Origin of the sequence: Dialister sp., assembly GCF_036343215.1 — a bacterium.
GTDB lineage: Bacteria > Bacillota > Negativicutes > Veillonellales > Dialisteraceae > Dialister.
In genome coordinates this window covers 1-12,949 of the sequence record NZ_JAZASU010000001.1, presented here as the reverse complement: position 1 = coordinate 12,949, position 12,949 = coordinate 1, and the positions used below count along the sequence as shown (strand labels likewise).

9 protein-coding genes are annotated in these 12,949 nt (G+C 47.1%); all 9 read right to left on the bottom strand.

Annotation, left to right across the window (positions count from 1 at the left end; all coding sequences use genetic code 11):
- Positions 1 to 31: 31 nt before the first annotated feature.
- Positions 32 to 1,744 carry an ABC transporter ATP-binding protein gene (locus VZT47_RS00045; RefSeq protein ID WP_330222940.1) on the bottom strand — a complete coding sequence of 571 codons (1,713 nt, stop codon included), beginning with the start codon at positions 1,742 to 1,744 and terminating at the stop codon, positions 32 to 34.
- A gap of 57 nt (positions 1,745 to 1,801) precedes the next feature.
- On the bottom strand, positions 1,802 to 3,217 hold the full coding sequence (locus VZT47_RS00040; RefSeq protein WP_330222939.1) for an outer membrane protein assembly factor BamB family protein: 1,416 nt from the start codon (positions 3,215 to 3,217) through the stop codon (positions 1,802 to 1,804).
- Positions 3,214 to 4,086, bottom strand: a complete 873-nt coding sequence (locus VZT47_RS00035) for an energy-coupling factor transporter transmembrane component T family protein (RefSeq protein ID WP_330222938.1) — start codon at positions 4,084 to 4,086, stop codon at positions 3,214 to 3,216. The genes VZT47_RS00040 and VZT47_RS00035 overlap by 4 nt, the downstream gene beginning before the upstream one ends.
- Entirely contained in the window at positions 4,055 to 5,704 is a 1,650-nt protein-coding gene (locus tag VZT47_RS00030) for an ABC transporter ATP-binding protein (protein WP_330222937.1), read from the bottom strand. The genes VZT47_RS00035 and VZT47_RS00030 overlap by 32 nt, the downstream gene beginning before the upstream one ends.
- On the bottom strand, positions 5,701 to 7,329 hold the full coding sequence (locus VZT47_RS00025) for a hypothetical protein (protein WP_330222936.1): 1,629 nt from the start codon (positions 7,327 to 7,329) through the stop codon (positions 5,701 to 5,703). The genes VZT47_RS00030 and VZT47_RS00025 overlap by 4 nt, the downstream gene beginning before the upstream one ends.
- Positions 7,330 to 7,546: 217 nt before the next feature.
- Entirely contained in the window at positions 7,547 to 9,475 is a 1,929-nt protein-coding gene (locus VZT47_RS00020; protein WP_330222935.1) for a VWA domain-containing protein, read from the bottom strand.
- Complete coding sequence (locus tag VZT47_RS00015) at positions 9,465 to 10,493, bottom strand: ATP-binding protein (RefSeq protein ID WP_330222934.1); 1,029 nt, start codon at positions 10,491 to 10,493, stop codon at positions 9,465 to 9,467. Before VZT47_RS00015 ends, VZT47_RS00020 begins: the two co-directional genes overlap by 11 nt.
- Positions 10,490 to 11,563 carry a radical SAM/SPASM domain-containing protein gene (locus VZT47_RS00010; RefSeq protein ID WP_330222933.1) on the bottom strand — a complete coding sequence of 358 codons (1,074 nt, stop codon included), beginning with the start codon at positions 11,561 to 11,563 and terminating at the stop codon, positions 10,490 to 10,492. Before VZT47_RS00010 ends, VZT47_RS00015 begins: the two co-directional genes overlap by 4 nt.
- Positions 11,541 to 12,949: cobaltochelatase subunit CobN (locus tag VZT47_RS00005; protein ID WP_330222932.1), on the bottom strand; the 1,409-nt coding region annotated here is incomplete at its 5' end. The genes VZT47_RS00010 and VZT47_RS00005, both read right to left, overlap by 23 nt.

Sequence of the window (12,949 nt, the reverse complement as noted above, 5' to 3'; positions counted from 1 at the left end):
TCCCCATGGAATCCTGTTTTTATCATTTTCTTCAATTTTCAGAAGCACCACCAGCGGGAGAATTCTTTTTCTTCTTCTGTGCTTCATACAGCTCGAAATATTTCCCCTTCTTCAGCATCAGCTGATCATGGTTGCCGGCTTCAATGAGATGGCCATGATCCAGTACATAAATGCAGTCCGCATTTCTGACCGTGGAAAGCCGGTGAGCGATAATAATGGTTGTCCTGTCTTTAGCCAGTTTATCCAGAGTAGTCTGCACCATTTTTTCCGTCTGCGTATCCAGGGCAGAAGTGGCTTCATCGAAAATGACGACCGGCGGATTTTTAAGGAATACCCGGGCAATCGCGATTCTCTGTTTTTGGCCGCCGGAAAGCTTGACGCCTCTCTCCCCTACTTTGGTCTGATAGCCATGGGGCAGAGCACTGATAAATTCATCCGCTGCCGCCAGTTTGGCTGCACGACGGATTTCATCTTCTGTCGCCCCTTCTTTGCCATAAGCAATATTTTCAGCAATGGTATCACCAAAGAGGAATACGTCCTGCTGCACAATTCCGATTTTCCTGCGAAGATCCTGCTGATTAAACAGTTTCAAGTCATGATTATCCAGAGAAATAACCCCTTCACTGGGTTCATAGAAACGAAGCAGAAGGCTTACCAGGGTGCTCTTTCCTGCTCCTGTCTCACCTACGAAGGCTACGGTCTCCCCGGCAGGAATATCAAAATCAAGATGATGGAGAATGAGGTTTCCCGGGTCATAGCCAAAGGAAAGGTCATGGAATCCGATATCACCTTTTACGGTATCAAGCAGAAGCGGTTTTTCCGGATCCTTAATGGATGGTTCTGTATGCATGATTTCTTCAAAACGATGAAATCCTGCCATGCCGCGCTGGTATACTTCAGCCAGAATGGTGAGCCGGAATACAGGCCTCATGAAAATATTCACATAGAGAAGGAATGCCACGAAATCTGACAGCGCCAGTTCCCCGTTCGTTATCATCCAGCCCCCTGCCAGAATGACGACTACATTGATAAAATTGGTAAAGAAATTGATGCTGCCGGAGAAATATCCGACCAGCCGATAGGAATGGAATTTCGTATTTCTTAAATCTTTACTTTTCTCTTCAAACCTTGCAAGTTCGAAATCTTCTTCTGCAAAAGCTTTTACGAGACGGATTCCTGACAGGCTTTCCTCCGCTCTCGCCGCCACCTCTCCGGCCACAGCCCTGTTTTTGCGAAAAGCGCCTTTCATCTTTTTATTGATGGAGACCGTATGAAATGCTTTTGCCACAAGGAGCGCACCAATCAGAAGTGCCAGCTTCCAGTTCATTAAGATCATGACGACCAGAGTTCCTGCCATGATGACCCCGCAGAGAAGAACATCATTCGGGCCCCGGAAAGAAAGTTCACTGATTTCGGTTATATCGCTTGTAATGCGTGATAATAACTGCCCTGTCTTTTCATTATCGAAATAATGGAAAGACAGGCTTTCAATGTGCCGGAACAGATCACGACGCATATCATGTTCTATGGAAGCGCTCATAATATGTCCATAATACTGAACGGCGAACTGAACCAGGAAATTAATAATATAAAGCACCAGAAGAACAGCTGACCCTATCAGAAGCCGGTGCATGTCCTTGTCAGGAAGAACCTCATTAATCAGATTTCTGACCACAATAGGGAAAATCAGATCCAGTCCGGCCATGATGAAAGTGCCAATAATGACACCAATCAGTATAGTCATATATGGCTTGTAATATCGCAAAAATCGTTTAACCATCAAAAGCACTTCCCATCCAAATCAACCTTTACTGTTTTCGAACCGATTCCACAAGTGCAGCCGATAAGCCCCCAGAAGGCTCCCTTCGGGAGTTACTGCTGGAACCTCGATACCCGCAACCCATTGCCCGTCATCGGATATGGCAATACTCTGAAGCGGCCCCGCTGTATGGTAAAAATTAAGTCTGGAACCATCTTTAAGACTGATAATCTCTGCTCCATGGGCACTGTAATTATGATTTCTCACATTTCTTCCAACAGCCAGCGCTGCGACACCGGAAGCAGGAGCAATCTCTTCAATTTCTGCCCTGGCAGTATATTTGAACTTGAAATTTCCATCCCTGTCGAAAAGAAAAAGGCTGTTGCTGGAAGGATGAATCACAGGGGCAGGCATCTGCCAGTTGTCCCGGCTGAATGTATTGATCGTGCCAAAAAGAACGCCCTCCTGCGCAAACATGGCATCCCTGCCGGCCGCAAAGAACCAGGTCCCGTTCATTTCTTTGGCTTTTGCAACTGTTCTTGTCCAAAGCAGATGACCATCAGCATCAAAAAGCATCCCCCGGCCATCGCTGGTCATGGTAGTCAGATATTTCCCATCCGGAGAATAGGACGGCCCATTTCTCATGGTCACTGACATGAACCGTTCTGCTTTAGGTATTGCTTCTTCGTGAACCAGGCTTCCGTCCTTATAATCTAAAACATATATGTTTTTATTATACTCCAAATTTTCAATTTTGGATTTATCATAATTAGCGGTACCAAATGCATAACGCCCGGCCTGATCAGATACATCTCCCCAGTTGACCCAGGCGTCCATATTTTTCTCCCCGGGAAACTGCCAGCGGAGATTTCCATCCTTGTCAAAAGAAAGAATACGACTGATATAGGAGCGCTGACCATCCGGATTCACGGTAAACCGGTAAGCCGCCGCATATATATTTCCACTCTGGTCGATGGAAATATGAATGACCTGAGGATCTGCCCGGATATCAGGTTCACCGCCAATGACGTCATAGCTTCTGAATTTCCATAGTACATCCCCGGATTTTACGCTGATTGCATACAGATAGCCATCGGGACTTTTTTCACCGGCATAAATGGTTTTCTGGTCAGGACTCAAGGCAATGGAACGTATGAGGCCGCTGCCCACTGAATGACTCCAAAGTTCGCTTCCCTCTCCGGAAATATGGCGAAGCTCCCCATTTGCCGTCCCCACAAGCCAGGTTCCATCGTTTTTCACATAAAGAATCTGGCCTCCGTCAAATCCCATACGATCATAATTCCGCCCAGCCATATCTCCGAGACTGACAATAATCCCGGAATCTTTATCCTGGGGAGTAAACATCATCCAGGGTGTTTTGCTGCCGGTCAGCCAGAAAAGGATTCCCCAGGTAAGTCCCATCATAAGAAATATAATCCATGTCTTTAATTTTTTCATAGATACAGCTTCGCCCAGTCATAAACAAATCGGAATGCGCCTATATAAATTCCCTTTAGCGACAGACCGTAAAGAAGTTTGCCCAGTCCCACAGAAAGAGTAAATAAAAACAGAATGAGACAGGCATATTTTTCCTTCCATTGCCATAAATCTCCTTTCTGTTCCTTTGCCAGAAACAATCCTCTGCTGGTTACTGACAGGGACAATGTCTGTGAACGCCTGAGGCATCTTGCCATAAGAGGTTTCAGCATATAGGGCACGTGACGTATAACCTGATGTCTTCCCCCCGTAGAATTGCTCCTGAGCTGCAGAGTCGTCATAACTTCCCCTGCTTCTGCTGCTAAAATCGGGAAAAAGCGAATAGCCGTAACAAGCATAAATGATGCCTGCGGTGATAAATGCCATTCCCTGAGCGCTTTCAAAAGATTTCTGGGATCACTTGTCCAGCATACGAGAAGTCCAAGAGAAATCATGGAAACCGTACGCATTCCCTGAATGGCGCCGTAAATAATTCCTTCTTTATAGATATACAGCCCCTTCGTCAATGTTCCAAGGACAGGAAAGTCCGGGGATATGAGCATAAGAAGAGGTGTCCTTGGATTCTGGGCAAAAAACAGGGCCTGGCTGGAAATGGACCCCCAAAGACCCATTAATAGAAAAACAGACAGGATTTTCCATCGATGAAGCGGAGTCTTGCCGAGAAAATGAAAAATCAGGGTCAGTGTAAAGAGGACAAAAAGAGTTCTTGCATTGTCTACCACAATCATCAGGATAGCATACAGGAACAGGATGGACAGTTTCGTCCTCCCATCCAGTGTGGAAATAAAAGAATTACCATTACCTCCCTCCCAGGTCTGTCTGAACGACATGATTCATCACCTCCCCGATAGTAATGCAGGGTTCTATGCCAACCTTTTCTGAAAGTTCCATCATTGGGGGAAAGGCAAGACCGCTTTCCTCCATTAACTTTTTGTCTGAAAAAATATCATGCGGCGAACCATGAGCAATGAAATTTCCGGCCTTCATGACGAATACTTCATCCGCCAGTTCCGACGCCAGCTCAATATCATGAGTGCAGATAAATATGGTCCTTCCTTCAGAAGCCGCATATAAAAGCATTTCTTTTATTTCATGAAGGCTCTTCTGATCCTGCCCCGTAGTTGGTTCATCCAGAAGAAGCAGTTCATTATCTTTTCTGGCCAGCATTGCGCCAAACACGACACGAAGGCGCTGCCCCTTGGAAAGGGCAAGAGGAAAATCTTTTCTATACTGACTGACATGTAGCCGTTCAAGAAGTCCCACCAGCTCTTCTTCCGAAAAATCGGGGTTATTCCAGGTCAGTTCTTCCTCTACTGTATCAGCAAGCAGCATCAGGTCTGCCTCCTGCCTCATAAATCCCACATGATTTCTACCCTCTTCCGCCGGTTTTCCACGGAAAAGAATCTGTCCGGATGTAGGATTTTCAAGTCCTGCGAGGATGTCAAGGAGCGTGGATTTCCCTGCACCATTAAATCCCATCAGTGCGTTAATGGTTCCCTGGCGAATATTTAAATCAAGACCATGAAGTGTTTCATTATCCGTACCGGGATACGTAAAATGAATGTTTTTTCCCTCTAAGATAAATGGGTGATCAGGCTTGGAAATCTCCTTTTTTATATGTGGGAGCAGGTGAATGGACGCAGATTGAATCATGTCCGCCAGTCGATCCAGATCGGAAGTGGCAGGTTTGAGACCAAGTTTTCTGCAGAGCTTGACCGCCTGCGGTTCCCTCAGTCCATATATCTCCGTATTTTCAATCCTGTTCCATGCCTCTTCGACAGGACCATCATAAATGAAATGACCCTCATGCATGACGCAAAGCCTTGGAAACCACCGGGCAAGCTCATTTACCCTGTGTTCCACCATAAGGATAGTCATATGATCTTTCCGGTTCAGTTCAAGAAGAAGCCTGATAAAATCCTGAACTCCCTGGGGATTCATCTGACTGACAGGCTCATCCAGGATCAAAAGTCTGGGGTGAGTCACCAGAATGGAAGCCAGCACAAGACGCTGCCTTTGCCCGCCGGAAAGAGCATAGATACTCTTTTTCTCCATCCCGCCGAGTCCTACCTTTTCCAGTGCATATTTGACTTCTGAACGGATTTTATCTTTATCTTCTCCCCTGTTTTCCAAGGCAAATCCCACTTCATCCTCAATGGTCATAGCAAAAAGCTGATCATCCGGCGTCTGGTAAACGGTACCGGCAATGAGGCCGATATCCTCGGCGCTGAGACTGGCAGTATCTTTGTCATTAAGATAAATATGTCCTTCGGTCTGCACATGATCGAGAAGACCGGTAACGGCCTTAATCAGAGTCGATTTCCCGCAGCCTGAAAGTCCGGCGATCAGCACCATTTCCCCTTCATCTGCTGAAAAGCTTATATGCGACAGAGTAGGGGTCTTTCTCGATTCATACCGGCAGGAAAAATCCCGAATATTAACCATCATGATCCCATCACCTGTTTCAAACGGCTTCCCATTTTAAACCCAAGGAAACTTCCTATCGTGCTGTACAGCAGCCCATTGATTACCATATACAATCCGACAAACCAGTCAGCATAGTACATACGGTAAAAAAGCATAAGCTGCTGCATATTGATGAATGTAATACCTGCATCACAAATACCAATCAGAAGAGACAGGAAAATACCAAACCGGAAGGAAATTTCCTGTTTCCTGTAAAATCCCGAAATCCGTAAAACCGTTTCAATGACTACCACAGATACAGCGCATAAAAGAATGCCGACCGGCGTAACCCTCCCGAACAGGATTGCGGACAATAGCCACCGTATGATGTAAAACAATCCCGCGATCCCGGGTTTCCGAAACAGCACCAGAAGGGAAATCAGGAGCAGGTATTGGAGAACCCCGCTCAAAAGGCCCGTCACAAGGCCGGAAAATGGTCCCAGAATTACATGAAGAAAATCACCTAAAAGTGTGACCGGAACGACTACGCTCCCAAATGCCATAGCCGCAAAAAGAGAAACCGCTATATCTCCCCGGGCACCGATGCGGATAATTGTCCGTCTGATCCGTTTATACGAAAAAATGACGACCAGAAGGCAGAATAATGCAAATCCCAAAGACACAATTCCCACATTTCTGCTTTTTATGACAGTCAGAGGTATTTCGGTAACCTTATCCACATCGCCGTCATTCAATGTGATTTTGAGACCATAATCCCCTTCATTAATTGAAAATGGGTCTGCATAGATTGGAATGACCACGGTCTGCATCTTGTTTCCATTCAGAAAGAACTGGGCTTCCGTTCCTTGACTGTCTCCGTCATTAAATGCCGCACCTTCCTCACCGGTGGAAGAAATAAGACCGATACATTTTTCTCCTGTCCCACGGTCGACAAGTTCAGCTCGAAAATGAACAGTGACCTGATCTTTCTGAGGGTTTCGCATATCGAACAGAATATAAGATACCGGTTTAGCCATCAGGGCCGTCCAGTCAGCTGCAGAACCTCCGGTCAGCCTTGTTTTCATGTTTTCCAGCGTCACATCGGGAACCACAATAGTTCCCGGAGACTGCCGGGAATCTGTATTTCCTGATTCATCCACCGGTAGTGCCGTTCCCTGAATATACCAGGATTCTTTAACTGCGGGGGCAGATGACATACCTTTCGCAGGATTACCGACCTCAAATTCACCTTCAGCCGCTACTTTAAAGTTGTCCCCTTCGAGGTAAGCCGTAATCTTGCCATCAGAAACGTCAGGAGATGCCTCAACGGGAATGGCTTCGAAATCCTGCCCATAATCTGCCGGAAGACGACGATTCACTACAATCTGGTGACCTCCGTCTATCAGGAGCCACCCCTTTCCGTCTTTAGCAGTCAGTCCCTTCGGCAAAGAAATCACAGTATGTACCGGCAATTCATCAGAATTATTGAAATTTTCTATGGAAACATAAAGCAGCTGGGTACTTCCCGGATAAACTTCCACCTTTTCTTCAGGATTCAAACTGTAAGGATACTGAAGGTTAAGACGTACAGGCTCCCCGGCTGCTTCCGAAGCAGAGCAGAAATATAAAATTATGGCTGCCAGAAGCAGGATCAATTTTCTGGTCATAATTACCTCAGTACAGGAAATACTTCGACTCCGGATTTTTAAAAATACATATCAAATAAACCTGATTATAAGACAGCAAACTCCCGGTACAGTAATGTACCGGGATAGCTGTATCAAAATGAATGGACTTCAGGAATGAACCTTATAAATATTATACCATTCCGGATTGAATTCCTGTCATAAAACAATTGCCGGGAACTCTGATATCCATCTGAAATTACATATTTGCCGCAGTTCTCCAGATATGGAGCAGCTGATCTTCCGTAATTTTGTCAACCTGGAAATAAGAGGCCCCCATGGCTTTGGCAAGCTTTTTCGCCAGCCCCAGCTTGATAAATCCGGATTCCGTATCAATGACGGCAACCGGAATATTCCGTCGGCCAATACGTTTTGCTTCCTCCAGGGCATCGGTAACCGGATTGGTTCCTTTGTTCAGAGGGCTCGTAGCGCGACCATCGGTAATCAGGATCATGACGGGATCCTGATTGGCATCCTGCCGATAAAGCATATCAAGCACATCTTCCGCTTTCAAAAGTCCTTTTGCAAGCGGTGTCTTGCCACCGGTCGGCATTGTCGCCAGTTTTTTCTGGGCAAAATCCACGGAACGGGTGACAGGAAGAAGTACTTCCGCCTGTTTCTTTCTGAATGCCACCATGCCGACACGGTCACGCTTCTGATAAGCGTCAAGAAGGATTTTGAAAATAACTCCTTTTACCGTCTTCATACGTTCCCTTGCGCCCATGGAACCACTGGCATCCACAACGAAAAGGAAAATGTTACCTGTCCGTTTCTCACGAACCTTACTCCGGAGGTCTTCTTTACGAATCACTACAGCACAGCCATTAGAGGGTCTTGCTTTCTGATATGGTGCAGCAGCGCGAAGCGTAGCGTCGAAAGCGATATCCGAAGTTTTTGCTTTCGGCATTTCCGCTCTTACATAACGGCCCTGCATGAGGTCCGTCATGGTCAGGCTGCGTTTACCGCTGCCCTTCTTTGGTTTCCGGTCTTTAGAAGGTTCAATCCACATAGGCGGGAGCTGCACACGGAGATCGGCATCATCGATTCTTTCGCGGCTCTGTCCACGAGGATTCGAAAGCTGCGAGTTTTCAAGATTCTGCTGATCGTTCCCGTCTTCAGCATCTTCCGTATCCGTCTGCGGAGGCTGGGCTTCCGGCGGATGACTGAATTCATTTTCCGGTACCGGCTGATTCTGCTGTTCCTCCCGGGAATTGTTTTCTTCCTCCTGAGGCTGATTCTGAGGTTGCTCGGTTTCCTGCGGCTGACTCTGCTGAGAGTCCTCCGCCTTTCTCATACGATGTGGAAGAACAAATTCAGCCGCCTTTTCGAGATCTTTTGGAAGCACATATTTCCTGCCCTGAAGAGCCGCTTCCGATTTAGCTGCTTCAATCAGGTAAATATCTGCCCTGTGTCCGGCCACATGGGCTTTCAGAGTATATACTGCCGCCAGCTGAATCATGGCCGGAGAAACTTCTACATTCTTCAATGCTTCCCTGGCATCCGCAAGCTGTTTGCGCAGTTTTTCTGTTTCGGCTTCCCATTTCTTCTGGAATGCGATGCCATCTCTTTCATACTCAAGGACTCTCCGAATGATTTCCAATCTGGTATCATCGTCCATGTCCTCATCGGTAGAGGCAAAAAGGCCAAAACGGTCAAGGGAAGAAGCAGAAAGCGTACCGCTTTCCGGATTCATAACCGCAAGGACTGTAAATTGTGTATCTCTTTGCTCAGAAAGACCATCTCGTTCCAAACGATACCCACCGGCTTCGCGAATGTTTAAAACAGCCGAAAGAAGATCGTCTCTCAAAAGATTCACATCATCAATATTAATGACTCCCTGATCCGCCTCGTCGATAAGCCCGGGAAGGAGCTTTTTATGGCCGCTGCGGATAGCTTCTTCTGTGTCGATAGAACCAAAGAGCCTGTCTTCGGTGATACTGATCGGAATTTCCACCCATGGCGTATGAATCAATTCACGGGCACTTCTAACCAGTGTAGACTTGCCTGTCCCTTTCTCCCCCGAAAGCAGAAGGCCGCCTGCATAAGGATTGATCAAGGCAAGCAATATGGCTTCTTTGGCTTTTTCCATTCCACAGATAGCAGCAAAAGGAAATACGTTACGCTTCATCGTCAATGACCTTGTCCACATCAGACCAGTCAAGGGTCTGTTCTTCAAATGGACGGCGTCTCATACGATGCGGCAGTGCAAGTCTGGATGCTTCCCGGATATCTTCTTTTGTAACTTCCGTATGACCGGCAACTGCGGCAATAGTTTCTGCTGTTTTAATCAGAGTGATATCTGCACGATGACCATCAACGCCAAGGGTAATGGAAATCTTGGCAGCCAGAAGAAGGATATCATTGGAGACGGTAACCTGAGGCAGGAGCTTCATGGCTCTTTCGATACGACGTACTTCTTTGGCCTGTTCTTCCTTCCACTGTTCCAGGAACGGTTCCGGATCGGCTTCATAAGCCAGTCTTCTCTTGATGATTTCAGCGCGTTTTTCAGGATCCTGTTCGCCCACTACTTTTACAGAAAGGGCAAAGCGGTCAAGGAGCTGGGGACGGATATCCCCTTCTTCAGGGTTCATGGTCCCTACCAGGGAGAAACGAGCCGGATGGGAATAAGAAATACCTTCACGTTCAACCGTATTGATGCCCATAGCAGCAGAGTCCAGAAGAACATCGACTACATGGTCATCCAGCAGATTGATTTCATCGACATACAGAATGTTTCTGTTTGCGTCAGCCAGAATACCGGTTTCAAAAGACCTCTTGCCCTCGCGAATAGCCGCTTCGATATCCAGCGTACCAACAACACGGTCTTCAGTCGCACTGACTGGAAGTTCTACCACTTTCATCGGAAGCATTTCAACCGGTGGTTCTTCATGATCGTATTTTTCATGACACTCATCGCACCAGTTTGCCCTGTCATCCGGATCGCAATGGAAACGGCAGCCTTTTATGCATTTTCTTGGTGGAAGGAGATCAGCCAGCGCACGAACGGCAGTAGACTTTGCGGTTCCTTTTTCCCCCTGAATGAGGACGCCGCCCAGACGCGGGTTAACTACATTTAAAACCAGTGCTTTTTTCATTGTGTCCTGCCCTATAATGGCAGTAAATGGGAATGTTCCCTGTCTTTTCATAAATCCTCCTTCTGCTTTTCCAGATATTTCCTGATAAAGAATTTCTTCATAGCGCACTCGGCCTTGGAAAGCCGGACGTTTCCATCCCTATCAAGCCAACGGGAAAAACAACCGCCCCCGCAAAGGGGAAAATATTCACAACTGCGGCACTCTTTCATTGCCGTTTTTATAAATGCGCCTACCTCCCTCACTTTTTCAGGGTCCCTGCCGGAATCGACAGTCCCGAGCAGGTATTTTTCCCTTCCCATAAGGGAAGAACAGGCGTAAATATAACCATGTACATCGATAAAGGCAGCTTCGCCATTCATAGCATAACACTGGGGAAAATCATATTTCCCGGTATGGGCAAGCCGGTAAACCCGGTCTTCCTGTGTAAAATGAATGTGCCTGCCGGTTACCTGTTCAAGCATATGCATTCTTTTGTAAACAGCTTCCAGAGCTTTGGTCATTTCTTCTGCCGACGGCTCATGGAGAGTACTTCCTCTCCCCTGTTCACGAAGGATATCAAATCCTACCTGATGGACATTACCATAGAAATGAGCCATATCTGCAATTCCGGGAAGTTCTTTGACCATATCGTCAGTAACGACGCAGGTCACCCCGGTCCCAATTCCCTGCTGTGCCAGATTTCTAAAGCCGAAAGCAGCTGCCTTGGAAGAAGAACTGCCATCTTTCATAATCCTTGTCCGGTCCATGACTGATGGTCTTCCGTCACAGGAGATACCGATCCCCACATTGTGATCAAAGAGAAACCGGCCAATATCTTTTGTCAAAAGGGAACCATTCGTCTGCACCTGCATCTGTGCATCGAAATGATGGGTCTCCACAAGATTCACAAGTTTCCTGATTAGCGGAAAACGTAACAGCGGTTCGCCACCGGAAAACTGGAGGAGGAAACGCTCTCCTGATTCACCTGCCATTAGCACTGCTTTACAGGCGATATCATCGTCCATATCCACCTGATCCACTTCAGATGCATAACAGTAGCGACAGGCAAAATTGCATCGTCCGGTCAGGGTAAGCACAAGCATCCGGATAGGCGGCAGATTATTCGTCGTCATCTCCGTCATCTTCCAGTTCACCTTCTACAGAAAGATAAAGCTGCTGGAGTTCATCTTTCATTTCATCATTTGCATTCCACATCTTTCTCTGGTCAGCCTCGAGAAGTGTTTCTGCAATATTCTGAAGAGCCCATGGATTGACTTTCTTCATCCATTGCTGCATTTTCGGATCCAGTGCATATTTCTTCGCATACTGGTCATACATCCAGTCATCCATAACACCGCTGGTTGCATCCCACTGGAAACTGATGGACAAACGGTTTGCCAAGTCTGTTGCGCCCTTATATCCATGCTTCATCAGGCCTTCGATATATTTCGGGTTCATGGATTCCGTGCGGAATACCCGCTTCATTTCTTCCTGGACAGTTTTTACACCTACCGCAGAACGATTGGTACTGTCGCCTACATAAGACTGAGGTGTCTTCCCGCCAAGGCTCTTGACCGCAGCAATCATGCCGCCATGGAAAGCATTGTAGTCATCAGAGCTCAAAATATTGCTTTCATGGTTTTCTTCATTCTTGACAGTGAGGTCAAGGGAAGCCAGACGTTTTTTGAACAATTCCGGTTTGAAAGTACCCCGGTTGCCGCCGCCAAAGACATGTCCGCCCCAGCGTACATAAATGCTGGCCAGATCATTCTCATTCTGCCAGTTCTTGGAATCAAGGACTGTATTGACCCCTGCCCCATAGGTTCCGGGAGCATCGCCAAAAATACGGAATGCCGCATTTCGCCATGCATCATCTGCATCAACGCCTTCATCGGTCATAAGTTTCGTATCTTCTTTGATATGTTTTCTGACAAAATTGTCTTCATCCGATTCATCCTGGGATGCAGCAAGGAGAACTGCATCATCCATAAGTTCTGCCAACTGTGGCAGGGTATCACGGAAAAGACCGCTGATTCTGCCGGTTACGTCGATTCTCGGCCGTTTCAGTTCTTTCAATGGAATGATTTCAAGACCGTTAATCCGGAGACTGCCCTTCTGCCACACCGGTCTCACGCCAAGCATGTACAGGAATTCGGCGATATCCTGACCGGAGGAGCGCATATTGGGGCCGGACCACAAAACCATACCGATATTTTCCGGATATTTCCCCTGATCTGCAATAAACTTTTCAATCATGCGGTCCCCCAGCTTGACGCCAAGCTGCCAGCCTGCAGGTGAAGGCATTGTTCTGGGGTCTACGCCATAAAAGTTCCTGCCCGACGGGAGCAGATTGACCCCACCGGCATTTGGGGAGCCCGACGGCCCCGGTTCCACATAGCGGCCATCCAGCGCATCCAGTGTATGATCAAGTTCCTGAGTAGTCTTTGCAATACGGGGATAAATTTCAGTACTTACAAAATCAAGGAGTTGTTTCAGCTTTGCTCTCCAGGATTCGGTACCCTCAGTTT

Coding starts and splice junctions, on each gene's coding strand:
- VZT47_RS00045 (WP_330222940.1), bottom strand. CDS start 1,744: ATGACTATACTGATTGGTGTCATTATTGGCACTTTCATCATGGCCGGA.
- VZT47_RS00010 (WP_330222933.1), bottom strand. CDS start 11,563: ATGACGGAGATGACGACGAATAATCTGCCGCCTATCCGGATGCTTGTG.
- VZT47_RS00040 (WP_330222939.1), bottom strand. CDS start 3,217: ATGAAAAAATTAAAGACATGGATTATATTTCTTATGATGGGACTTACC.
- VZT47_RS00020 (WP_330222935.1), bottom strand. CDS start 9,475: ATGAAGCGTAACGTATTTCCTTTTGCTGCTATCTGTGGAATGGAAAAA.
- VZT47_RS00030 (WP_330222937.1), bottom strand. CDS start 5,704: ATGATGGTTAATATTCGGGATTTTTCCTGCCGGTATGAATCGAGAAAG.
- VZT47_RS00035 (WP_330222938.1), bottom strand. CDS start 4,086: ATGTCGTTCAGACAGACCTGGGAGGGAGGTAATGGTAATTCTTTTATT.
- VZT47_RS00015 (WP_330222934.1), bottom strand. CDS start 10,493: ATGAAAAGACAGGGAACATTCCCATTTACTGCCATTATAGGGCAGGAC.
- VZT47_RS00025 (WP_330222936.1), bottom strand. CDS start 7,329: ATGACCAGAAAATTGATCCTGCTTCTGGCAGCCATAATTTTATATTTC.